The 24004-nt window shown below is 71.4% G+C and carries 20 protein-coding genes; 18 read left to right on the top strand and 2 right to left on the bottom strand.

Annotation, left to right across the window (positions count from 1 at the left end; genetic code table 11):
• Window positions 1-2 precede the first annotated feature (2 nt).
• The 11 genes from ACZ37P_RS26960 to ACZ37P_RS27010 all read left to right on the top strand — a co-directional run bounded on the left by ACZ37P_RS26960 (window position 3) and on the right by ACZ37P_RS27010 (window position 14777).
• A complete protein-coding gene (locus tag ACZ37P_RS26960) occupies window positions 3-1571 on the top strand; it encodes an NAD(P)/FAD-dependent oxidoreductase (RefSeq protein ID WP_467349018.1) in 1569 nt (522 codons plus the stop codon).
• A 2-nt stretch (window positions 1572-1573) separates the two neighbouring features.
• Window positions 1574-3013 (top strand): flavin monoamine oxidase family protein, encoded by a 1440-nt coding sequence (locus ACZ37P_RS26965; protein WP_355344315.1) that lies wholly within the window; start codon window positions 1574-1576, stop codon window positions 3011-3013.
• Window positions 3003-4127: a saccharopine dehydrogenase family protein gene (locus ACZ37P_RS26970; protein WP_355344312.1), complete on the top strand. Its 1125-nt coding sequence runs from the start codon at window positions 3003-3005 to the stop codon at window positions 4125-4127. Before ACZ37P_RS26965 ends, ACZ37P_RS26970 begins: the two co-directional genes overlap by 11 nt.
• Window positions 4128-4164: 37 nt before the next feature.
• Entirely contained in the window at window positions 4165-4539 is a 375-nt protein-coding gene (locus ACZ37P_RS26975; RefSeq protein ID WP_188281828.1) for a hypothetical protein, read from the top strand.
• Window positions 4539-5909, top strand: coding sequence for a flavin-containing monooxygenase (locus ACZ37P_RS26980; RefSeq protein ID WP_467349020.1), 1371 nt, complete (start codon window positions 4539-4541; stop codon window positions 5907-5909). Before ACZ37P_RS26975 ends, ACZ37P_RS26980 begins: the two co-directional genes overlap by 1 nt.
• 5 nt (window positions 5910-5914) lie before the next feature.
• Window positions 5915-7624, top strand: coding sequence for a class I adenylate-forming enzyme family protein (locus ACZ37P_RS26985; RefSeq protein ID WP_355344300.1), 1710 nt, complete (start codon window positions 5915-5917; stop codon window positions 7622-7624).
• A gap of 72 nt (window positions 7625-7696) precedes the next feature.
• Window positions 7697-9136 carry a flavin monoamine oxidase family protein gene (locus tag ACZ37P_RS26990; RefSeq protein WP_391044485.1) on the top strand — a complete coding sequence of 480 codons (1440 nt, stop codon included), beginning with the start codon at window positions 7697-7699 and terminating at the stop codon, window positions 9134-9136.
• A gap of 39 nt (window positions 9137-9175) precedes the next feature.
• On the top strand, window positions 9176-9907 hold the full coding sequence (locus ACZ37P_RS26995) for a spheroidene monooxygenase (RefSeq protein ID WP_355344294.1): 732 nt from the start codon (window positions 9176-9178) through the stop codon (window positions 9905-9907).
• A gap of 76 nt (window positions 9908-9983) precedes the next feature.
• Window positions 9984-10829 (top strand): alpha/beta fold hydrolase, encoded by an 846-nt coding sequence (locus tag ACZ37P_RS27000; RefSeq protein WP_391044487.1) that lies wholly within the window; start codon window positions 9984-9986, stop codon window positions 10827-10829.
• 211 nt (window positions 10830-11040) lie between these two features.
• Window positions 11041-13305 (top strand): FAD/NAD(P)-binding protein, encoded by a 2265-nt coding sequence (locus ACZ37P_RS27005; RefSeq protein WP_467349022.1) that lies wholly within the window; start codon window positions 11041-11043, stop codon window positions 13303-13305.
• On the top strand, window positions 13302-14777 hold the full coding sequence (locus ACZ37P_RS27010) for a nitrosuccinate lyase (RefSeq protein ID WP_467349023.1): 1476 nt from the start codon (window positions 13302-13304) through the stop codon (window positions 14775-14777). The genes ACZ37P_RS27005 and ACZ37P_RS27010 overlap by 4 nt, the downstream gene beginning before the upstream one ends.
• A gap of 38 nt (window positions 14778-14815) precedes the next feature.
• On the opposite strand, the gene ACZ37P_RS27015 is transcribed toward ACZ37P_RS27010, so the two are convergent.
• Both ACZ37P_RS27015 and ACZ37P_RS27020 read right to left on the bottom strand, forming a co-directional pair.
• Window positions 14816-15355: a DinB family protein gene (locus ACZ37P_RS27015; protein ID WP_391161562.1), complete on the bottom strand. Its 540-nt coding sequence runs from the start codon at window positions 15353-15355 to the stop codon at window positions 14816-14818.
• Window positions 15356-15408: 53 nt separating this feature from the next.
• A complete protein-coding gene (locus ACZ37P_RS27020; protein ID WP_355344279.1) occupies window positions 15409-16089 on the bottom strand; it encodes a type 1 periplasmic-binding domain-containing protein in 681 nt (226 codons plus the stop codon).
• Window positions 16090-16384: 295 nt separating this feature from the next.
• On the opposite strand from ACZ37P_RS27020, the gene ACZ37P_RS27025 reads away from it, so the two are divergent.
• The 7 genes from ACZ37P_RS27025 (at window position 16385) to ACZ37P_RS27055 (ending at window position 23942) form a co-directional block, all read left to right on the top strand.
• Window positions 16385-17647 carry a HupE/UreJ family protein gene (locus ACZ37P_RS27025; protein ID WP_401852369.1) on the top strand — a complete coding sequence of 421 codons (1263 nt, stop codon included), beginning with the start codon at window positions 16385-16387 and terminating at the stop codon, window positions 17645-17647.
• Between the two features lie 120 nt (window positions 17648-17767).
• Entirely contained in the window at window positions 17768-19744 is a 1977-nt protein-coding gene (locus tag ACZ37P_RS27030; RefSeq protein WP_401723674.1) for a purple acid phosphatase family protein, read from the top strand.
• 126 nt (window positions 19745-19870) lie between these two features.
• The gene (locus ACZ37P_RS27035) at window positions 19871-20935 is read left to right on the top strand and encodes a WxL protein peptidoglycan domain-containing protein (protein ID WP_355344270.1); all 1065 of its coding nucleotides are present in this window, start codon (window positions 19871-19873) and stop codon (window positions 20933-20935) included.
• A 130-nt stretch (window positions 20936-21065) separates the two neighbouring features.
• Entirely contained in the window at window positions 21066-21593 is a 528-nt protein-coding gene (locus tag ACZ37P_RS27040) for a hypothetical protein (protein ID WP_402711001.1), read from the top strand.
• A 132-nt stretch (window positions 21594-21725) separates the two neighbouring features.
• Window positions 21726-22091 (top strand): WXG100 family type VII secretion target, encoded by a 366-nt coding sequence (locus tag ACZ37P_RS27045; protein ID WP_223186817.1) that lies wholly within the window; start codon window positions 21726-21728, stop codon window positions 22089-22091.
• 27 nt (window positions 22092-22118) lie between these two features.
• Window positions 22119-22433 carry a WXG100 family type VII secretion target gene (locus ACZ37P_RS27050; RefSeq protein ID WP_188281815.1) on the top strand — a complete coding sequence of 105 codons (315 nt, stop codon included), beginning with the start codon at window positions 22119-22121 and terminating at the stop codon, window positions 22431-22433.
• A gap of 162 nt (window positions 22434-22595) precedes the next feature.
• Window positions 22596-23942: an EsaB/YukD family protein gene (locus ACZ37P_RS27055; protein ID WP_355344263.1), complete on the top strand. Its 1347-nt coding sequence runs from the start codon at window positions 22596-22598 to the stop codon at window positions 23940-23942.
• Window positions 23943-24004 lie beyond the last annotated feature (62 nt).

Here is a 24004-nt window from a genome sequence, read left to right on the forward strand (position 1 = left end):
CCATGACGACCAAGGGCCTGGCCGGGAGCGAAATCCGGCGAAACCGTACGGACGCCGAGCACTTCGACGTCATCATCGTGGGCGCCCGCTGTGCCGGGTCGCCGCTCGCCACGCTGCTCTCGCGCGCGGGCCTGAAGGTCGTCGTGGTCGAGCAGGCGACGTTCCCCCGTGAGGTGCTCTCCTCGCACCTCATGGAGGCCGACGGACTCCTGTTCCTCAAACGCCTCGGTGTGCTCGACTCCGTCGAGAAGACCGGTGTGCGTTTCATGCGCCGCGCCGACACCAAGCTCAACGACTTCCACGTCGTCTCGCAGTTCCCGCTGCGTTTCGACGACGTGGGCGGCGCGACCTTCCTGCGTCGGCACCTGCTCGACTCGATCCTCCACGAGGCCGCGGTCGAGGCCGGTGCCGACGTCAGGATGGGCACCAAGGTCGTCGAAATGATCTGGGAGCGCGGCCGGGTGGCCGGTGTGCGCGCCCAGCACGACGGCAAGGAGACGGTGCTGCGCGCGCCGCTCGTCGTGGGCGCGGACGGCCGCAACTCGACGGTCGCGTACATGGTCGGCTCGCGCAAATACAACGTTGTACCCAACGAACGCTCCTACTACTTCACCTTCTTCGAGGGCGCCCACCCGTCCTCCGACGACACCTTCGTCTTCCACCGCTGGGGCGACCGGATGGTGTGGGCGGGCCCCGCGGACAACGGCCTGTACCTGGTCGGCGTGTCTCCCGAGGGACACGAACGCGAGTACTTCCGGCGCAACACCGAAGCGGGCCTGCTGGCCCACATGCGGTCCTGCGAACCGACCGCGGAGGCGCTGGCCGACGCGAAGATCGCCACCAAGATCTCCGGGATCGTCAAATTCGAGGGCTACTTCCGGCAGTCCTCCGGACCCGGCTGGGTGCTGGTCGGCGACGCGGGCCACTTCAAGGACCCCTCCGCCGGCCGCGGCATCGGCGACGCCTTCCGCCAGGTGGAGCGCCTCGCGCCCGCCATCGTCGCCGCCCTCGGCCGCTCGGGCCCCGGTGTGTCGGCGCTCGGCCAGGACGAGACGCTGCGGCAGTGGACGCAGTGGCGCGACCGCCGCTTCGAGGGCCACTACTGGCTCGCGAACATCCTCGGCGAGGCGGGCGCGCTGCCCGCCGCCGTCCCCGAGGCGCTCAAGGGCATGGCCGAGCGCGGCGAGATCGGCCGCTTCCTCGACCTCTACCACCACCGCTCGAAGTACTACGAGGTCTTCCCGCTGACCGACATGGCCGTGATCACCGGACGGATGATGCTGTCCGGCAAGCACAAGCGGCTGCCGCTGGTGCGGGAGACCGTCAAGCTGCTGGCCCGCGAGCCGCGCCGCCGGTGGATCAACCGCCACCCGCAGTTGGTGTCCTCCGACGTCACCGCGGCCCCGCCGGTACGCGTACGGCCCGTCCCGTCCGCCGCCGCCGACCCGCTCCCGGCCCCGGCCCCGCAGAACGGCTCCAACGGCTCCGCCGGCGCGAACGGGACCACCGGCTCCAACGGCTCCGCCGGCTCCGTAGTGAAAGACGCCGATCAGAAGAACGCGGAGGTCTGAACGTGCTGCATGTGACAGACGAGCCCAGCGCGGAAGCCGATGTCATCGTCGTCGGCGCGGGCCTGGCGGGACTGACGGCGACCCGCGAGCTGAAAGAGGCCGGGTGGACCGTCAAGACGCTCGAAGCGCGCGAGCGCGTCGGCGGACGGCTCAAGGGCCTCGACGTGGGCGGCGGCAAGGCGGTCGACCTGGGCGGCGAGTACTTCGGCGACAAGAGCACGATGATCGCCGAGACCGCCAAGTCCGTCGGCGTGACCGGCTTTCGCAGCTACGACGAGGGCGAACGCCTCACCTTCGTCAACGGCCGCCGCCACGCGTACTCCGGCCTGTTCCCCTGGCGGATGGGCCCGGCCGCCATCGCCGACCTCGGCCAGGCGATCCTGAAGATCGAGCGCATGGCGCGCACGGTCCCGCCCGACGGCCCGTGGAACGCGCCGAACGCCGAGAAGCTGGACAGCCAGACCCTCTGGTCGTGGATGCAGCGCAACGTCACCACCTCCACCGCGCGGGCCTTCATCACCATGATGATCGAGGCCGCCTTCTGCGCCCGCCCGGCCGACCTGTCGCTGATGCACGTGCTCTACTACGCCAACGCCTCCGGCGGCTTCCGCTACCTGCTGGAGGTCAGCGGCGGCATCCAGCGCTACCGCTTCGACGGCGGCGCGCACAGCATCCCGAAGAAGATGGCCGCGCGGATGCCCGACGAGGTACGCGTCGGCGCCGCCGTCCGCACCATCGAGCAGCGCTCCGACTCCGTCGTGGTCTCGGGCCCCGGCTTCGAGTACCGCGGCCGGTGGGTCGTCGTCGCCATCCCGGTCACGCTCGCCGGACGCATCACCTACGCGCCCTCGCTGCCCGGCTACCGCGACCAGTTCGCGCAGCGGATGCCCGCGGGCGCCGCCATGAAGTGCCTGGCGGTCTACGACGAGCCGTTCTGGCGCGCCGCCGGGCTCAGCGGCCAGATCACCAGCAGCGACGGCCCGTTCCGGGTCGCCTTCGACACCTCGCCCGCCGACGGCAGCCCCGGCGTGATGTCGGCCTTCGTCACCGGCTCCGCCGCCCGCGCGCTGACCCGCCTGTCGCCGTCCGAGCGGCGTACCGCCGTACTCGACGGACTGGTCGCCGGGCTCGGCGCGAAGGCGGGCAAGCCCCGCGAATTCGTCGAACAGAACTGGCTGGACGAGGAGTTCACCCGCGGCTGCTACCACGGCTTCGGCCCGCCCGGACTGTACACGGCGTACGGCAAGGCGCTGCGCGAGCCGATCGGCCGGATCCACTGGGCGGGCACCGAGAGCGGTGTCCACCAGATGGGTTCGATGGGCGGCGCCGTCGACTCCGGCCGCCGGGTGGCCCGCGAGCTGTTCGCGCGGGCGGCGGAGGAGCGCGGCGAGGAGCGCAAGCCGGACACCACGATCAGCGGCGCGGTGAGCCATGGCCAGTAGACCCAGACGCGCCGCCGCCCGGCCGCCGCTGCTCATCGTGGGCGGTTACGGAGTGGTGGGCGAGCACGCGGCGCGGCTGATCCGGCAGCGCCACCCCGACCTGCCGATCGTGCTGGCGGGCCGCAACCCCGAACGGGCGACGGCGCTGGCCGCGCGGATCGGCGCGAGCACCGCCGTCATCGACGTACGCGCCGAACGCCCGCTGGGGGCGCTGCCCGAGCGGCCCGCGGCCGTCCTCGCCGTGGTCAGCGACCCCGGCGACCACCTCATCGTGGACGCCATGCGCCGGGGCATCCCGATCGCGGACATCAACCGCGCGGGCCACGCCGGGATTCTCGACGTCACCGTCGCGGTCTCGCGTGAACGGCCCACGTCCCCCGTGCTGTTGTCCGGCGCCTGGTACGCCGGGCTCAACGCGCTGATGGCCGCCGCGGCCGTCCGCGAACTCGGCCAGGCCGAGCGGGTGGAGATCGCGGTGCTGTCCTCGTCCGACGACAAGGTCGGCCCCGACTCCTGGGGCTTCGCCGAACGGCTGGCCTGGCCGTACTACGCGATGCGCGACGGCAGGCGGCAGCCCACGCACCCGCTGACCGGCCGCCGCCTGGTGCGCTGCGCCGACGGCAACGAGCGGCCCGCCGCGTATGTGAGCACGCTGGAGCAGACCACCGTGCCGCTCACCCTCGGTGTGCCGACGGTCGAGACCCGCATCGCGCTCCAGAGCGTGCCGTCGCTGTACGCGATGATCGGGCTGAAGCGGTCGGGCGCGCTGCGGGCGCTGACCAAGCCGCCGCTGCACGGGGTGCGCGCGGCGCTCTTCCAGAGCGCGGGCACCGGCGACTTCTGCGGGCTCACCGTCACCGCGCACAGCGCGAACCGCTCGGTCTCCATCGATCTGCTCGACACCCGCGGCCAGGGCCACCTCAGCGCGATGGGCGCGGTCCGCGCGGCCGAGCGCGTGCTGAGCCGGGACCTGCCGGCCGGGATCTCGTTCCCCGAGCAGTCCGCGGAACCCGAGACGGACATCGAGATGTTGCGGCAGGCCGGAGTCGTCGTCCGGCTCACCGGCTTCGCCAAGGAATTCCCACCGACACCGGCTCCCAGTGCCACGACGTGATGTCGATGGCCGAGGCGCGAGAGGAACTCGCATCACTATGAACAAGAGCGATACGCCGGCTGTTCTGCTCAGCACCCTGCGTACGGTCGGCGCGGCGGCGTTCCTGGCGCCCGCCATCGGGGCGAAGAAGCTGCACATCAACGAGGACGCCGACGGCGAGTACCTGGTCCGGCTGTTCGCCGCCCGCAACATCGCCCTGATCGTGGGCGTCCTGGCCAGCAGGGGCGAGACCCGCAGGCTGCTGCTCAAGGCCGGCATCCTCTGCGACGGCCTCGACGTCGCGGCCGGAATCCTCGGCCACCGCAAGGGCCGGCTGAAGAAGTCCACCGTGGTCGACACCAGCGCGGCGGCCACCGCGACCCTGCTCGGACTGCTGGCGCTGGCGAGCACCGAGCGCGCGGGGGAGTCCTGATGACCACCACGCACGAGCCGGTGGCCGATGCCGCGCCCGAGGACCGCAGGGACAAGGTCTGCGTCATCGGCGCGGGCTCCGCGGGCATCGCGATGTGCCGCTCGCTGAAGATCCGCGACATCGCCTTCGACGCCTACGAGCGGCGCTCGGAACTCGGCGGCTTGTGGCGGTATCCCGCGCAGGGCGGCAAGAGCTGCGCGTACCCGGCGCTGTTCGCCAACACCTCCAAGACCGTCATGCAGTTCCCGAGCTTCCCGATGCCGGACGACTACCCGGACTACCCCCACCACACCCAGGTGGCGCGGTACTTCGACTCCTACGTCGACCACTACGGGCTGCGCGAGCACATCCAACTGGACACCGAGGTCAGCCGGGTCGAGCAGGCGGCGGGCGGCGGCTGGGCGGTGACCTTCGGCGACGGCACGACGCATCTGTACCGCGCGGTGATGGTCGCCTCCGGCGGGCGGCACGGGCTGCCGCTCTTCGGCTCGTACGAGGGCAAGTTCACCGGCACCGAGATGCACTCCTACGACTACGAGGGTCCGGCGGACCTCGCGGGCAAGAAGGTCGTGATCATCGGTCTCGGCGCCACCTCCGCCGACATCGCCACCGAGGTGTCGCGCGTCGCGGAGGCCACGTACCTGTCGGTGCGCACCGGCCACTACGTCGTCCCGAAGATCCTCGAAGGCGGCCCGATCGACAAGCTGTCGCCGATGATGAAGAAGCTCTCGGTCGAACAGCGGCGCCCGCTGGTGACGTTGATGATCAAGCTGGTGCACGGCCACATGTCGGCGTACGGGCTGCCCGACCCGCCGTACAAGGTCGGGCAGGGGCCGCTGGTCGCCAGCAGCGAGCTGCTGCCCGCCATCGCGCACGGCAGGATCACCGCCAAGCCGGTGATCGACACGGTCGACGGCCGTACCGTTCGCTTCTCGGACGGCACCGAGACCGAGGCCGATGTGATCATCCACTGCACCGGCTACAAGATCGACTACCCCTTCCTCGACGACACGCTCGTCGGCGACGGCGAGGACGCGCCCGCGCTCTACCACCAGGTGGTGCCGCCGGAGACCGAGGGCCTGTACTTCATCGGCCTGCTGCACTCGATGATGTCGCTGATGCCGCTGGCCGAGTTCCAGTCGGAGTGGGTCGGCGACCTGCTGACCGAGACCGTCAGCCTCCCCTCGCGCGCGCAGATGTGGTCGGAGCTGAGGAACGCCCGCCGCCGCCAGGACAAGCGGTTCCACGACTCGTCCGGCCATCTGCTGGTCGACCCCAACGAATACGAACGGCTCATGGCGGACGAGCGCCGCAAGTACGCAACCACCGATCGCACGGGTGTCGGCACGGCAACCCGCAGGAAGGGATGAGTCGTATGGTTTCGATCGCTGGCGACCGGACACGGTCCAAGATCCCGCTCTCCGCCCGGCGTCTGGACGCGGCCAAGATGCTCAAGGCCCAGTTCAAGCCCGACCGGGTCGCCCTGGTCAAGCCGCTCAACGTCGGCCTGGTCGCCGAGCGCGCGGCCGAGAAGCACGGCCGGGTGCCGATCTACCTCGACCAGCCGTTCACCTGGGACCCCGAGCAGCGCGTCGAACTCGACTTCGTCGAATTCGCCACCCTGGTCGACCAGATGGCCGCCGTCCTGAAGTCCGCGGGCGTCAAGCGCTGGGACCGGGTCGCGATCGTCAAGTCGCCCAACTACGACATCCAGGCGCTGGCCTGGGCGACCGCCAGGATCGGCGCGATCCCCGCGCTGCTGTCGGCCCGCCTGGACCCGGACATCATCAACATCCTGCTGGAGCGCCTCCAGGCGAAATTCCTGGTCACCGACCCCGAGGTCGCCAAGTACGCCCGGCTGGACGGCGAGCGGCTGCGGCACCTGGGCATGACCGCCATCGCCGACATCGACGGCGGCATACCGGTGGCGGACCTGTGGGGCGGCCGGATTCCGGCGCCGAGTCCGCTCAAGGACGACGAGCCGATGCTGATCACCCACACGTCGAGCACCACCGGGGTGTCCAAGCTCGCCGAGGCGTCCGCCAAGGGCGTGTCCTACAACGCCCTGATGGAGTCGATCTTCCCCGGCTTCCACACCCCCGACGAGCTGTTCGCCAGCGCCATCTCGCACGTCCATGTGCGGGCCGCCATCACGCAGATGGCGTCCTTCTCGCGCGGCACCCCGCTGCTGGGCATCGCCAGGCCCGACGAGGAGACGATGCTGCGGCTGCTGCCCCAGTACCGGCCCACGATCCTGGAGTCGCATCCCAACAACTTCATGGGCTGGGAGCGGATCATCGACGATCCGTCGGAGCCGTTCTCCAGCATCCGGCTGTACTTCAACTCCTTCGACGCGATGCACCCGCGCACCATCCAGGCGCTGCTGGACGCGTCCAAGCGCAAGTACCCGGTCTGGCTCCAGTGCTACGGCATGACCGAGACGCAGGTGGTGTCGGTCCGCCCGTACACCCGTGGTTCGTTCGGCCGGCTCAAGGGTCGCGACACCCGCAGCGTCGGCTGGGAGGTGCCCGGCATCCGGGCCAGGATCGCCGACCCGGAGACCGGCAAGCGCCGCTCCGACCAGTCGGAACCGGGCATGATCCAGGTCAAGACCCCGGCCCGCGCGCTGTCGTTCGTGGGCACGCCGGAGAAGTTCGCCGAGCGGCGGCACGGCAAGTGGTTCGACACCGGCGACTGGGGGCGGCGCGGCCGGCTCGGGCAGATCGAGATCCTGGACCGCATCGCGGACCGGATCGAGGGCGTCGAGAGCTGCCTGTGGATCGAGGACGTGCTGCTGGAGCGGATTCCCAACGCCGAGGAGATCGTGGTCGTCCCCGACGAGCAGGGCAAGCCGGTCCCGGTGGTCTGCATGCGCGACGGGAAGTCCCTCGACCCCGAGGTCTGGAAGTCCGCCTCCGCCGGGATCACCGGCCTGGGCGTCCCGTTGGAGGTCACGCCCGACGACCTCCAGCGCACCGCGACCGTCAAGGCCCGGCGCTACCTCCTCACCGAGATGATCAAGAACCGCGACAACGGCGGTCTGGAGGCGGTCAGCCAGGACGTGGTGCTGCGCGACGGCGCGTAACCACGGTCCACGTCACGGCCGGTGCACGGCGGAACCCAGCGCGGATCGACACCCGAACTGTAGGAGAGGGCATTGCACGACATCAGCGAGTACCCATCGATAGAAGCCGATGTGATCGTCGTCGGTGCGGGTTTTGCCGGGATCACGGCCGCGCGCGAACTGAAGATGGCCGGGAAGAGCGTGGCGCTGCTCGAAGCCCGCTCCCGCCTCGGCGGCCGGTCGCTGAGCAAGCCCCTCGGGGACGGCAAGGTCGCCGAACTGGGCTGTGAGTTCTACGGCCAGGCCGGGACGATCAGCCACCGGGCCGCCCAGTCCGTCGGCATCAAGACCGCGAAGGTCTACGACACCGGCTACCGGCTGATCGACGACGGCGGCAAGATGCAGCCCTGGAAGGGCATGGCGCCCAAGGTCAGCGCGGCCACGCTGCTGGACTTCGGGCAGGCGGCGCTGCGCATCGAGCGGATGCGCCGCGAAGTACCGCAGGACGCCCCCTGGGAGGCCCCGCACGCCACCCAGTGGGACAGCGAGACCATGTGGTCCTGGACGCAGCGCAATGTCCGCACCAAGGGCGGCCGGGCCCTGATGCGGCTGATGATCGAGGCGGGCATGGCCGCCGCACCGGCCGACGTCTCCCTGCTGCACGTCCTCAACTACTCCAACGGCACCGGCGGGTTCAGGGCCATGACCCAGATCACCGGCGGCACCCTGGAGAACCGCTTCGTCGGCGGCTCGCACAACCTCGCGACGACCCTGGCGAAGACCGTCGACGACGAGACGTACCTCAACGCCGAGGTCCGCAGCATCCAGCACTCCGGTGAGCACGTCCGGGTGCGCGGCGCCGGATTCGAGGCGGTCGGCCGCTGGGTCGTGATGGCCGTGCCCGTGCCGCTGGCCGGGCGGATCGAGTACGACCCGCCGCTGCCCGAGCACCGCGACCACGTCAGCCAGCGCATGACGATGGGCGCCGCCATCAAGTACCTGGCCCTGTACGACGAGCCGTTCTGGCGCGCCGAGGGCTTCACCGGGCATGTGATCAGCCACTCCAGCCCGGTACGCGCCACGGTCGACAGTTGCCCGCCCGACGGCACACCCGGCGTCCTCACCGGCTTCGTCACCGGGCCGCCCGCCCGGCAGGTCGCCAAGCTGCCCGCGGGGGAGCGACGCGCCCTGGTCCTGCGGGAGCTGGAGCGCTTCTTCGGGCCGCGCGCGGGCAAGCCGTACGACCTGCTGGAACAGAACTGGATGGCGGAGCCGTACACCCGCGGCTGCTACCACGCCTACGCCCCGCCCGGTCTGTACACCGAGTACGGTCCCGCGCTCAAGCAGCCGGTCGGCCGGATCCACTGGGCCGGAGCGGAGTCCGTGCCCCACGAGTTCGGGTCGATGTCCGGGGCGATCTACTCCGGCCGCCGCGTCGCCACCGAGATCATCGGGCGCGAGACCGGCGAGGACCCCGGGCGGCTGCTGGTGACCCAGAAGACCGCCGTGCCCGTCGAAGAGCCCACGCGATGAGATCCGGAAGCGCCCACGCGACGAAAGGCGACTGCCAGCGTGCCTGAGAACCTGGAAACACCCCGTATCGGCTCGGGCATGATCATGTCCCTGCACCTCGCCGAGGTCGGCCCCGCCAAGGCCATGAGCGCCCTGCGCAACGGGCCCAAGCCCGAGGCGCACGAGGGCCTGCACTGGGCGAGCCCCTTCCTGATGAGCCCGCTGCGCTCGCAGAGCGCGATGTTCGACGTCAAGCCCACCGGCGCCGCGATGATCGCCGCGTGGGACAACGACGAGGCGCTGGACCGCTTCCTGTCGCACCCGGTCGCCAAGCCGTACGAGAACGGCTGGCGGGCCCGGTTCGAGCCGGTCCGCACCCTCGGCGCCTGGCCCGGCCTGCTGGAGCTGCCGCGCCGCGAGATACCCGTGGACGATCACCCCATCGGGGTGCTCACCCTGGCCCGCGTACGCCTCAACCGGGTGGTGCCGTTCGTCGCCGCCGCCTCGCACGCCGAGCGCGACGCCGCCCACCACCCCGCCTTCCTCGAGGGCACCTCGCTGATCAGGCCGCCCAATCAGGTGGCGACCTTCTCGCTGTGGCGCAGCGTCAAGGAAATGCGCCAGTACACGGTCGGTTCCTACCCCGGCGGCCACGTCAGGGCGATGAAGAAGCACGAGGAACGCGATTTCCACCACGAAACGCTGTTCGTGCGGCTCAGGCCGTACGCGGTCGACGGACATTGGAGCGGGCGCAATCCGCTCGATATGCTCAAGCCGCTGACCACCAACTGAGGCCAATGCGGGGAGTGCTGACGGAGCATCCGTCGAATAAACCCCGCCACGGCGAGCCGACAGACGGGTTTGACGTATGACCATGGAACAGATCGAACTCTCGGCCGGGACGATCGACTACCAGGACACCGGCGGCGACGGGCCGGTGCTCGTCCTGCTGCACGGCCTCCTGATGGACGAGACCCTCTGGGCGGACGTGGTCGCCGATCTGCGCGCCGACCACCGGTGCGTGGTGCCGGTGCTGCCGATGGGCGCCCACACCAAGCCGGTCAAGGAGGACGCCGACCTTTCGCCGCGCGGACTCGCTCGGCTGGTCGGGGAATTCCTCGAACGGCTGGATCTGGACAATGTCACCCTGGTCGGCAATGACACCGGCGGCGCCGTCGTGCAATTGCTCGTGGACGAAGGCGCGCCGCGCGTCGGCTCAATTGTGCTGGCGTCCTGCGACGCATTCGACAACTTTCCGCCGGGGCTGACCGGCAAGACCGTCGTGATGACCGGCAAGTTGTCGCCCACCTTCTTCGGCCTTTTCATGCAGCAGATGCGGCTGAAGCTGGTACGGCGCCAGCCGATCGCCTTCGGCTGGCTCACCAAGCGGGGCGACGCCGTCAGCAAGAACTGGATCAAGCCGATCCTCGCCCAGGCCGACGTGCGGCGCGACACGGTGCGGGTGCTCCGCGGTATCGCCGCCGACAAGAAGCTGCTGGTCGGCGTGAGCGAGGGGCTCTCCTCCTTCGACCGGCCCGCGCTGGTGGTGTGGGCCGAGAAGGACCGCGTCATGCCGCCCGCGCACGGCCGCCGGCTCGCCGAGATCCTGCCGCAGGGAAGCCTCGTCGAGATCGCCGACAGCTACTCGCTCCTCCCGCTCGACCAGCCTGCCCAATTCGCCACCGCGGTACGGGAGTTCACCCGCAAGAGCTGATCCTCCCCATGCCGTGACGACCCGGTGCCGGCGGTTCGGGGCACCGCCCCGAGCCGCCCGTACGCCTTGCCCTGCCCGAAAACACCCGCCCACAAGGTTCCCTCTCGCCTCCGCCTCCCCTCATGGCAACCGCCCGCGCCGGTCACCACCGGCGTATCGCGCCCGCACCCGTGCCCGGTCGGGGGACCAGGCCACCGGATGGAGAAGACCCATGAGCATTGCGGCGGACCTCGCCGTCTGCCTCGTCGGCGCCGGCCCGCGGGGCCTGTCCGTACTGGAGCGGCTCTGCGCCCACGAGCGCAAGTCGCCCTCCTGCTCCTCGCTGACGGTCCACGTGGTGGACCCCGCCGAGCCGGGGGCAGGAAGCGTCTGGCGCACCGACCAGTCGCGGCATCTGCTGATGAACACCGTCGCCTCCCAGATCACCGTCTTCACCGACGACCGGGTGACCATCGACGGCCCCATCGAGCCGGGCCCGAGCCTGTACGAGTGGGCGAAGGGCCTGCTGGGGCCGGGGGACGGCGATCCGGGGGCCGGGGCGCCGGGCGGTGCCGTGCCGGGGAGCCGTATGCCCGACGCGCACGACCCGGAGGACCTGGCCGAGGCCCGGCGGCTCGACCCCGACTCGTACCCCACCCGCGCCTTCTACGGCCGCTACCTGCGCTCCTGCTTCCTGCGGATCACCGGCAACGCGCCCGCGCATGTCACCGTCGAGGAACACCGCTCGCGCGCGGTGGCCGTCGCCGACGCCATGGGCGACCCGGACGGCCCGCAGAGCATCCGGCTGGACAACGGCGCATGGCTGCACGGGCTGGACGCGGTGGTCCTCGCCCAGGGCCATGTCGCCGCGCGCCCGACCCCGCGCGAGGAACGCACCGCGACGCTGGCCGCGATCCACCGGCTGACGTACATCACCCCCGCCAACCCGGCGGACGTCGACCTGTCCCGGATCGCTCCCGGCGAGACCGTGCTGCTCAGGGGCCTCGGCCTGAACTTCTTCGACCACATGACGCTGCTCACCGCGGGCCGCGGCGGCACCTTCCGCAGAGAGGGCGACCGGCTGGTCTATCTGCCCTCCGGGCGCGAGCCGTCGCTGTACGCGACCTCCCGGCGCGGGGTCCCGTACCACGCGCGCGGCGAGAACCAGAAGGGCGCGTACGGCCGTTACCACCCGCGGCTGCTCACCCCCGCCTACATCGCGGCCTCCCGCGACCGGGCGACCGGCGGTCCCGGACTGCACTTTCGGACCCATCTGTGGCCGCTGATCTCCAAGGAGGTCCAGAGCGTCTACTACCAGGCGCTGCTGCACGCCCAGGACCGCGCGGCGGAGGGCGCGGAGCTGGGCGTGCGCTTCCTGGAGACGGCCGGGTCGCGCGAGGAGACCGAACTCCTCGACAAGTACGGCGTCGAGCCGGAGGAGCGCTGGAGCTGGGAGCGGCTGCTGACGCCCTACCTGGGACGGCGGTTCGCCGACCGGGAGGAGTTCAGGGTCTGGCTGCTCGGGTACTTGGCGCGCGATGTGCGCGAGGCCAGGGCGGGCAACGTCAGCGGCCCGCTGAAGGCCGCGCTCGACGTGCTGCGCGATCTGCGCAACGAGGTGCGGCTGGCCGTGGACCACGGCGGACTCGACGGCACGTCGCACCGGGACGAGCTGGAGGGGTGGTACACCCCGATGAACGCCTTCCTGTCCATCGGGCCTCCCGCCTCCCGCATCGAGGAGATGATCGCGCTGATCGAGGCGCGGGTGCTGGTGGTCACGGGACCCGGCACCGAAGTGCGCCTCGACCCGGCCAGGCCCGCTTTCGTCGCCTCGTCGCATGTCGTGCCGGGGCCGCCGGTCGTGGCCTCCGCGCTGATCGAGGCGCGGCTGCCGGAACCGGACCTGCGCCGGACCGCCGAGCCGCTGCTGAACTATCTGATGGCGACCGAGCAGTGCGCGCCGTACCGCATCCCGACCGGATCGGGCGGCGGATACGAGTCCGGCGGCCTTGCCGTCACCGAGCGCCCCTACCGGCTGCTCGACCCGCGCGGGCAGGCGCATCCGCGCCGCTTCGCCTACGGTGTGCCGACCGAGTCCGTGCACTGGGTCACGGCGGCGGGCATCAGGCCCGGCGTCGACTCGGTGACGCTCGGCGACTCGGAGTCCATCGCGTGCGCGCTGCTCGCGCTGGCGGCGGCCGGCCGGGGCGCCGGTGACCCGGAGGCGCGGGGCGCGGTTCCCGCGGCCAGGCTGGCCGGGGCCGGGGCCGGGGCCGGGTCCGGGGTTTCGGGCAGCGGGGCTTCCGGGAGTGGGGTTTCCGGCAACGGTGTTTCCGGGAGGGGCGTTTCCGGCAGCGGGGCCGCGGGCAACGGGACTTCCGGCGAGGGGGCCACGGGTGCCGGTTCCGGCGTCGGCGCTTCCGCTGCTGTCGCCGGGGCTTCGGGCGCGGACCCCGCCGTACTGGCCGAGACCCACACCTTCGGAGTGATCGTATGAGCAGCCGGCCCAGTGAGCAGGACACCCTCATCGACGCCGGGCTGCTCTCGCCGGTCCGCGCGGGCACCCCGGTCGAGGCGGCGGTGTCCGACATCGCCTGGCTCCAGGCGATGCTGGACGCCGAATCCGCGCTGGCCCGCGCGCAGGCCAGGCTCGGCACGCTGCCGAAGTCGGCGGCCACGGCCATCGCGGCGGCGGCGCACACCGACCTGATGGACCTGCGCGCGCTGGCGCTCGCCTCCCGCGAGACCGCCAACCCGGTGGTCGGCCTGGTCCAGGCGCTGACCCGGGCGGTCGCCGAACACGACCCGGCGGCGGCCGAGTACGTCCACCGCGGCTCGACCAGCCAGGACGTCCTCGACACCGGGATGATGCTGGTCGCCGCGCGGGCGCTGCGGCTGATCCGCGGCGACCTCGCGCGGGTCGAGCGCGCGCTGGCCGCGCTCGCCGCCGAGCACCGCGACACCCCGATGGCGGGCCGCACCCTCGCGCTGCACGCCGTGCCGACCACCTTCGGCCTCAAGGCGGCGGGCTGGCGGCAGGGCGTACTCGACGCGGACGCCCGGCTGGCCGCGCTGCTCGACCACGGGCTGCCGGTCTCGCTCGGCGGGGCCGCGGGCACGCTGGCCGGATACCTCGCGTACGCGCGGGTCGACGGGTACGGCGCCGGTGCCGGGGACACCGCCGCCGGTACGGGAGTCGACGGCGGTGGGCAGGCCGGTGACCCGGGGGAGTATCTGGACGAGCTGGTCGCGGCCTTCGCCGACGAGACCGGCCTCGCCAGGCCCGTACTGCCCTGGCACGCGCTGCGTACGCCCGTCGCGGACCTGGCGGCGGCGCTCGCGCTCACCGCGGGCGTCCTCGGCAAGATCGCGGTCGACGTGCAGTCGCTGGCCAGGACCGAGGTCGCGGAGGTGGCGGAACCGGGAGTCGCGGGGCGCGGCGCGTCATCGGCGATGCCGCACAAGCGCAATCCGGTGCTGTCCACGCTGATCCGCAGCGCCGCGCTCCAAGTCCCGGTGCTGGCGGCCGGTCTGACGCAGTGTCTGGTCGCGGAGGACGAACGGTCGGCCGGGGTCTGGCACGCCGAGTGGCAGTTCCTGCGCGAGTGCCTGCGGCTGGTCGGCGGGGCCTCGCACACCGCGGCGGAACTGGCCGAGGGGCTCGCCGTCCACCCGGCCCGTATGCGCGACAACCTGGACATGACGGGCAGTCAGGTCGTCTCCGAGCGGATCGTCGCCGTCCTCACCCCGCATCTCGGCAAGGCCGCCGCCCGCGCGTTGCTCACCGCGGCCTCCACGGAAGCCGCCGACTCCGGCCGCCCGCTCGCCGACGTCCTCGCCCAATCTCCTGACCTGGCCGGCCACTTCGGCCCGGACGAGCTGGCCGCCCTGTGCGACCCGACCGCGTACCCGGGCGCGGCGGGCGCCCTGGTCGACCGCGCGCTGCGCGAGGACGGGCCGAGGCCGTAGCGGGGACCGCGCCGGCCGCGGGCGTGGCGGCGCGCTCGCTACTCCCCGGTGAGGCCGTCCACCGACTCGCGGATCAGGTCCGCGTGGCCGACGTGCCGCGCGTACTCCTCGACCATGTGGAAGAGGATCCAGCGCAGGCTGGGCGCCCGGCCCGCCGAGTCCGCGCGCCGCGAGAGCGTGTCGAGCCCGCCCTCGGCCAGCGCCGCGGCGGTCAGTTCACGCGAGCGCGCGACGCAGTCCTCCCAGAGCGTACGGATCTGCTCCGGGGTGTCGTCCGCGGCCGAGTGCCAGTCCCAGTCGGCGTCCGCCGACCAGTCGACCGTGTCCCACGGCGCCTCCGGCGACCGCCCGGCCAGCCACTGCGAGAACCACCACTGCTCCACGTACGCCAGGTGCTTGAGCATGCCGCCCAGCGTCATGGCGGAGGTGGGAAGGGCCGCCGCGAGCCCGGCCGCGTCGAGTCCCGCGCACTTCCACGCCAGCGTCGCCCGCTGGAAGTCGAGGAAGCCCAGCAGTGTCTCGGTCTCCCCGCCCGTCTCGGGGGGAAGCGGCCGGCCCTGCTCGTCGATGTCGGTCATGAGCAGGGAGTATAGGAGCCGTTCGCGGTTCCGGGCGGTCGCCGCGGCTCCGCCTACACCTTGTCGAGCCAGATCACGATCCCGGTCAGGTCGCTGAGCACAGCCGCGACCCCCGCCCTGATCGAGGCCGCGCAGCGCGCGGCGGTGAACGAACCGGCGTCGTACGTCGAGGACATGCCGAGCCCTTCGCCGCGGAAGGACGCGCCGGACCAGTCGACGGCGGTGACATTGTGCGTCGGCTCGGCCAACTCCGCGCCCACGACGAGGAATTGCTGCGACAGGTGGTTCGCGGTGACCGGCACGAGCGGGTCGATCAGGTCGTTGCCCGCGCTGACGATGAGGTCCGCGTGCATGTCGAGCGCCCTGGTGACGCTCGGCAGCAGGTCGGCTGCACCGTCCGCGACGACGGTCCTGAGCTTGACGTGCTCCTCGTCCGCCCACTTCTTGACCGCGTCGACCAGCGACCGCGTCGGCCGGTCGGTGCCCGCGCTGAGCAGCACCACGCGGTAGCCCTTCGGCGGGTGGACGCCCTCCCACGAGCCGGGCGCCGGGGTGACGGTCGACTCGGGCGCGGGCGGCGACACGCTGTCCACGAAGCGCGGGCCGAGCGTGCCGACGGGCGAGGGTTTGGCGCGCGGCTGCGACCAGTCGTCGTCGGAGCCGCATCCGGCGGTTCCGAGGGCCAGCGCGGTGACCGCCGCCAGCATGGCAACGGCCCGAAGCGGGGGGCGCACGTCGATCGTCCTCCGAGATGAGTGGTGAGCGGTGAGCGGTGAGTGCTGAGCGATAGGTGCTGAGCGCTGAGCGATAAGGGGTGAGCGAGGTGCCGAGGGCTTGCTGTGAACGGTGTGACGAGAGAACGCCCTGGTGAGAGCGATGGGCGGGTGCCGCGGGTCCATCCTGCGACGCCGATCGCCTCCGTGGGGAACCTCGAACGCCTTTGCGGACCTTGTTGGCCCAGGGTTCGCCGACCCGCCGGTTTCAGTTCACCCGTGACGTGCAGCGTGCTCCTCCTACCCAAGGAGTCCCATGTCAGAGCGGGTCCGTCGCGCCGTCATCTGCATCGCCGCGGCGCTGATCGGTTTCCTCGGCGCCGTCCAACCGGCGTTCGCCCACGGCTTCTCGTCCACCGCGTACGTCCATGTGACGGCGGCGGACGAAGGCCATGTCCGTACTTCCCTCAAGCTTGAATACGACCTTTTCGTCATATCCGCTGCCGATGCCGAACATGACGACGACCTCTTCCGCACCGGCAACGGCGCCTTCGACGCCGGTGACACCACAGCGCAGGCCGCGGCCCTCAACGCCCACAAGAAGTCGGCCGTCGCCTATGTCACCCAGCGCTTCTCGGTCACCGCCGCGGGCAAGGCGTGCGCGCCGGAGCAGGTCGGCGACTTCACGATGGACCGGCAGGAGGGCGTGCCGTACACCGTCCTGCTGCTCGACTGGGACTGCCAGGAGCTGGCCGGTGACCACCGGGTCCGCAGCGGCCTGTTCCCCGACAGCGAGACATACGTCCGCGGTACGAAGACGATCGTCACGTACGACCTGGACGGCCGCTCCGGCAGCGCGGCGCTCGACGCGGCGCACCCGTCCTTCTCGATCGATCAGCCCTGGTACGCCTGGTTCTGGGAGTTCTTCCGGCTGGGCGCCGAGCACCTGCTGACCGGCACCGACCACATCCTGTTCCTGCTGGCGCTGATCGCCGGGTCGCGGCGGCTGCGCGAGATCGTGCTCGCCGCCACCAGCTTCACGCTCGCGCACTCGGTGACCTTCATGCTCGCCGCGCTCGGGGCGGTCGACGTGCCGTCGCGGCTGGTCGAGCCGGTCATCGCGCTGTCGATCGCGGTGGTCGCGGGCTGGCACCTGTGGCGGATACGGCAGCGCGGCAGCCACGCCTCCGACCTGGATCCGGGCGCTTCGGTCCGGGGCGCCTCCGGCTCGGGGCCCGGCTCCGGCGGGCGCGGCTTCCTGCGCGACCACGTCGCCCTCGACCGGGCGGGCTGGCTGCGGCTCGCGGTGGTCTTCTGCTTCGGCCTCGTCCACGGCCTCGGCTTCGCGGGCGCGCTCGGCATCGACCAGGCGTGGTCCTGGACGCTGCTCGGCTCCCTCCTGGTCTTCAACGTCGGCATCGAGGTCGTGCAGTTGTCGATCATCGCCGTCGTCTTCCCGCTGCTGGCCCTGCTGCGCCGCCGTTCGCCGACCGCGGGGCTCTGGGTGACCGGCACCGTTTCCGCAGGTGTAGCGCTTATGGGACTTGTGTGGTTCCTGCAACGGGTGGGCGGTGGCTGAGCCTTCAACTGAGGTGAAGTTCAGGTCAGGCGAAGATCGCATTTGCCGCCTGTTTACCAACCGATGGGAGCTTGATGACCTCAGCTCCATGCAGTTCCGTCCAAAAAGGAACAAACACAGATGAGATCGATCAGATCGGTACGGACCCACGGGTCCGTACGACGCCGCGTGGTCACCGGGGCCACCGCGGTCACCATGGGTCTGGCGCTCGCCGTCGGCGCGGGACTCACCTCCCCCGCCGTGGCCGCCGACCCCGCCGCCCTCACCAGCATCATCCTCGGTGTCGGCGCGAACGAGACGCAGCGCACGGTGACCTGGTACTCCTCGGCCGACACGGCCCAGGTCATCCAGGCCGCCCCGACCGCGACCCTGGTCAACGGTGAATTCCCGGCGGACGCCGCCACGTTCGACGCCATCGGCGGGGCGAACATCGCCACCAGCGGCGGCTTCAACCGGCACGCCACCATCACCGGCCTGAAGGAGAACACGGCGTACTCCTACCGTGTCGGCTCCGTGGGCAACTGGTCGCAGACCTACGCCTTCAAGACGCAGGACTTCGAGGGCGACTACGACTTCCTGTTCTACGGCGACCCGCAGATCGGCTCCTCCGGCAACCTCGCCAAGGACCAGGCGGGCTGGAAGGACACGCTCGACGTCTCGCTGGCCGCCAACCCGAACGCCGAACTGCTGGTGTCCGGCGGCGACCAGGTCGAGACCGCGAACACCGAGGCGCAGTGGGACTCCTTCCTGGCCCCCGACAAGCTCCGTCAGTACCCGTGGGCCGCGACCATCGGCAACCACGACGTCGGCGGCAAGGCGTACGAGCAGCACCTGTACACCCCGAACACCGACCGCTCGGCGCCGTACTACGCCAACGGCAACCCGGGCTCGAACACCTCGGGCGGTGACTACTGGTACATCTACAAGGACGTGCTGTTCATCGACCTGAACAGCAACAGCTACGCCGCCTCCTCGGGCGGCGGCGGTGACGAGGCGCACGTCAAGTACGTCACCGACATCATCAACAAGCACGGCTCCGAGGCCAAGTGGAAGGTGCTCACGTACCACCACGCGATCTACTCCCCGGCCAGCCACGCCAAGGACTCGGACAACAAGCAGCGCCGTACCGACTTCACCACCGCCTTCTCGCAGCTCGGCGTGGACGTCGTCCTCCAGGGCCACGACCACAGCTACTCCCGCAGCTACCTGATCAAGAACGGTCAGAAGGCGGACGCGGCCGAGCAGCCCGGCCAGGCGGACGTGTACCCCGGTCCCGGCGGTGTGCTCTACGTGACGGCCAACTCGGCGTCCGGCTCGAAGTACTACGACATCACCAAGCCGGACAGCAGCGGCACCGGTGTCACGGGCCAGGGTCCCGACCCGCTGAACCCGGACAGCTACTGGTACAACTCGGTGCAGAACCAGGAGCACGTGCGCTCCTACGTCAAGGTCCAGGTGCGCAACGACAAGCTCGTCGTCGAGAACCTGCGCAGCGGCACCTGCACCGCGCCCAACGCGGCGGTCGAGCTGGGCCAGGTCTCCTGCGTCAACACCCCCGAGGGCCAGCCGATCGGCTCGGTCGTCGACAAGGTGACGGTGCACCCGTACCACGGCACCGGCCAGGACCTCGCGGTCAAGGTGCCCACCGCGCCCCCCGGCGAGTTCGGCTGGACCATCGACGGCTACAACGGCCTGGTGGACCTCGGCACCGCCAAGGACCACGACGGTGACTACTTCGACGCGACGGGCACGATCAACCCGATCGTCGTGTCGGACAGCCGCCGCTCGCTCGCTCCCTGGTCGATCTCGGCCAGCGTGGGCGACTTCACGGACGGCGCCAAGAAGTTCTCCGGCGCGTACCTCGGCTGGACGCCGAAGATCCTCGCCCCCGGCGCGGGTGCCAAGGCCGGCGGCACGGTCAACTCCGGTTACGACGGCGGCTCCGGCCTGTCCGTCTCGCGCGGCCTCGGCTGGGCGGACCAGGGTCACACCAAGGGCACGGCCAAGCTCGGCGCCGACCTGGATCTGAAGATCCCGGGCAGCGTCGCCAAGGGCGACTACCGCGCGACTCTCACGATCACCGCGCTCAGTAGCTGATCCCGCCCGCTTGACCGCTCCACCTGAGTGACCCCGCACCACCCGGTGGGGCAGGCGCCCGCGGGCGCCCGCCCCACCGGTTCCTCAGCTCCGACAGCTCCGACCAGAACGCCCGAGGACCCCGACATGCATGTGCCCGTGACCCGCCGGACGACCGTCGTCGCCACCTTCGTCCGTACCGCCGTCCTGGCGCTGCTCCTCGCCCTCGCGGTCACCGGTCTGTCCGCGCGACCGGCCGCCGCCGCCGAGGGCGACGTCGCCTGGACCGTACGCACCGCGTCCAACAGCTTCGGCGCCGACCGGTCCAGCTACAGCTACGCCGTCAATCCCGGCGGCAAGGTCGAGGACGCGATGGTCGTCGCCAACCGGGGCAAGGCGCCGGTCGACCTCGGCGTGTACGCCGCCGACGGCTTCACCACCGACAAGGGCCAACTCGACCTGCTGCCCGCCGACAAGAAGTCCCGCGCGATCGGCGTGTGGGCGCGCGCGGCGCGCGAGCGCGTCGTGGTCCAGCCGGGCAAGACCGTCGAGGTGCCCTTCACCCTCGCCATCCCGGCCAACGCGACGCCCGGCGACTACGTGGGCGGCATCCTCACCTCGCTGACCCAGCCCGACGACGCGCAGGGCATCAACGTCGACCGGCGGCTCGGCATCAAGATCAAGCTGCGGGTCAGCGGCGCGATCAAGCCCACGCTCGCGGTGGAGGACCTGCACGTCTCCTACGGCGGTACGGCCGCCCCCTTCTCCAAGGGCGACGCCACCGTCACCTACCGCATCCGCAACACCGGCAACGCGATCATGTCGACCCGTCAGTCGGTCAAGCTCAAGGGCCTGTTCGGCTGGTTCGCGGTCACCGGCGGCAAGACGGCCACGCCGCCCGAACTGCTCCCCGGCGAGAGCTGGAAGGTGAGCGTGCCCGTCCACGACGTGGCCCCCGCCGTCCGCCTCACCGCGACCGTGACCCTCACCCCGCTGTTCACCGACGCCTCCGGCTCCACCACCCAGCTCAAGACCGTCCAGGCCACGGCCCACACCTGGGCCTTCCCCTGGACCCTCACCGCCCTCGTCCTCGTCCTCCTCGCCCTGGCCGTCGCCGCCTTCCTCCACACCCGCCGCACCCGCACCAAGCGCAAAGCCGCCGAGGACGCCCGCGTCCGCACCGCCGTGGAACAGGCCCTCCGCGAGGCGTGAGCCACCTAGGACACGCCCTGGGGCCTCCGGGGCAGGCACCAGCGGCGCGGCTGTCAAAATTCTTTGACAGCCGCGTGCGTTGTCAGGGAACCTTGAGGAACGTTTTTCCCGGTGCGGAGAGGGCTGAGCCATGGAGTGGGTGGACGAGACCCGGCGCCACACCGGTTATGTGACAGCGGTGTTGGCCGACGGCGCGGAACCGGCGGCGCCGCCCGAGGGCCGTCAGCCCTGGTGGTCGTACAACGGAGCGGACGGCCCCCGCGCGATCGGCGTCAAGGGCGCCTGCGAGTGCGGCTGGCGCGGCGCAGAGACCCACCCCATCATCCGGGGCGACGACGACGCCACCGAGGGCAACGACTCCCGCACCGGCCCGATGGCCGACTGGGAGTACCACGTCACCGCGACCGAAGGCGCCGTCCCCCACGACGTCGAGCAGATGCTCGCCGCCCTGCGGCGGCGCGTCGAGGAACTCTCCCGCGACCAGCCCCTCACCGCGCTGCGCGTCGTCGCCCGCGTCGAAGAGACCGCCCCCGCGCTCAGCCGCGAAGCCGTCCGCGCCGCGCGCCGCTCCCTCGTCTCCTGGGAGGCCATCGGCCGCGCCTTCGGCACCAGCCGCCAGACCACCCACGCCCGCTTCGCCCGCCACCTCCCCGACTGACACCGGCCCGGCCCCCCCGCTCCCGACGCGTTCAGAACCTGCTCAGACTCTGCTCACTGCGGCTCGTGCGGCCCGGACCGGGCCCAAACGGTGTTTGACTGCCGGGGTATCGGGCGAGGAAGGGCGGATTCCATGGCTGACCAGCCTTCTGTGAGCGTCGGTGGCGTCACGTACCGGGTCACTCCCGAGTACCTGGCCACCGCCTCCAGCAACACGATGTCCACGGCGAGCGAGATCGCCGGGCAGTTGGCGGAGCTGAAGACGTATGTGAGCAGTCTGGAAGCGAGTTGGCAGGGCATCGCCCACAACCAGTTCCAGACGCTGATGGCGGAGTACGACGTCTACGCGCGGATGCTGCACGACGCCCTGGAGGGAATCTCCAAGGGCCTCCAGGGCAACTACGTGAACTACAAGGACTCCGAGCAGCAGAACCTCAACAACCTCGCCGCGCTCGGCGAGGACCTGCCGAAGGCACCGTCCGGCACCAACTTCAACTGATCCGGGCCGCACAACGAGGAGCGATTCATGGCCGATATCGACGGCACGCCGATCTACGTCGGTGAGGGACTGGCGGCGGCGGGCGGCGTGATCAACGCCAGGGCCGGGGAGATCTCCGGCGAACTCCAGTCGCTGAAGTCGCAGTTGGCGCCGATGGTGGAGGCGTGGCGGGAGAGCCAGGCCGCCACCTACTACCAGGACATGCAGAACGAGTGGGACCTGGCGGCCGACGGCCTGTTCGGACCCGACGGTGTGCTCGGCCGCATCGCCCAGGCGATGCATGTGAACTGGAGCAATTACAGTGACGCCGAGTGGTCCAACATCTCCACCTGGCGCCACTGAGACCGGAACCACGAAGACCACGCGTCACAAAAACCCCACGCCACCGAAACCAGGCGCCGCCGAACGCCGTCTTTGACGTCGGTGTCTCCGAACCCCGGCGGCACCGACCCACCGCGGCCCGCGGACGCGCGGCCGTGAGGTCCGACACCGAAGGAAACATCCGTGCCCGATGAACGCTGCCGGGTTACCGTGGTCGGCGAACGCAGGCGGATCGACCTCGCGCTTCCGGCGCAGGCCCCGATCGCCGAGTACGTTCCCCGACTCGCCTCCCTGTGCGGGCAGTCCGAGTCCGAGGCGCTGCCGCCGGTCTGGTCGCTCGCCGAGTCGGGCGGCGCTCCGATGGCCCCCGGCGACTCGCTGTCGGCGGCGGGCATCGTGGACGGCGCCACCTTGTACCTGCGCGACCAGCGGGCGGCGGAACTGGGCGAGTTGACCGTCACCGACCTCGACGAGCAGGTCGCCAGCGCCCAGGACGACGGCGGCCTGTGGAGCTCCCGCCGCCGCGCCCAGTGCGTCGTGGGCGCGGGCCTGGTCTTCATGGTGGCCGCGGCGGCCTGGCTCGGCGCGCTGCGGCCGGCCGGCCCGTGGGCGGCGCTGTTCGCGCTCGCCGCGCTCTGCTCGGCGCTGCTCGCCTGGTACGCGGAGCGCAAGAACTGGCCGCTGCCGCGCGCCGTACGGCAGTTCTTCGCGCTCGCCACCGTCCCGCTGCTGGCCTGCGTCGGCCTGGACGGACCGGTGCACGGCCCGGTCGCCACCCCCGTACTCGTCTCCGTCTTCGCCGTGCTCGGCGCGGTGATCGGGCTGGTCGCGCTGCCGTCGCCCGCCACCGTGGTGCTCAACCTGCTCACACTGGTGGCCGCGCTGCTCACCGTGGCGCTGACCGCCTCGCACGCCGGGCTCACCGGCTCCGCCGCCGTCGTGTCCGTGGCGCTGTTCCTGACCGCGGGTCTGCTGCCCAGGGCCGCGGGCCAGATCGCGGTGCTCGTGCCCTCGGGACCCGACGTCAGCGCGCCCGCGCTGGACGACGGGACCGTGGCCACCGTCGTCCACCGCAGCAACGCGCTGCTCACCCTGCTCAGCGTGGTGAGCGGGGTGTTCCTCGCGGCGGCCCTGCTCACCCTGAGCGCCTCCCACGACGTCTACGCCCTCGTGCTGGCGGGCTGCGTCAGCGTCGGACTGCTGCTCCAGGCCGCCACCGTACGCGTACTGAGCGCGGTGGTACCGCAGTTGGCCGCCGGGGTGCTGGGGCTCGTGGCGCTGACCGTACGGGTGCCGCTGTACGCGTTCGACTCGCGGCTGGCGGGCCCGCTGGCCGCCTTCGGCGTGGGCGCCGTCCTGGTCGCCTGCGGACTCTTCCTCGCCTTCGGCGCGGCTCTGCGGCCCATCGAGCCGGACCGCCCGACCTGGCCCGCGGCCGTCACCAGCGTTCTGTTCGTGGCCGCCGTACCGCTGGCCGCCGGGGTGTTCGGCCTCTTCGGCTGGCTGGCGGACCTGGGGAGCGGCCTGTGACCGAGCGACCCGCGGCCGAGCGGTCGGTGAGGGAACGGCCGGTGACGGAACTGCCCCTGGCA

Source organism: Streptomyces sp. NPDC024632 (genome assembly GCF_055559175.1).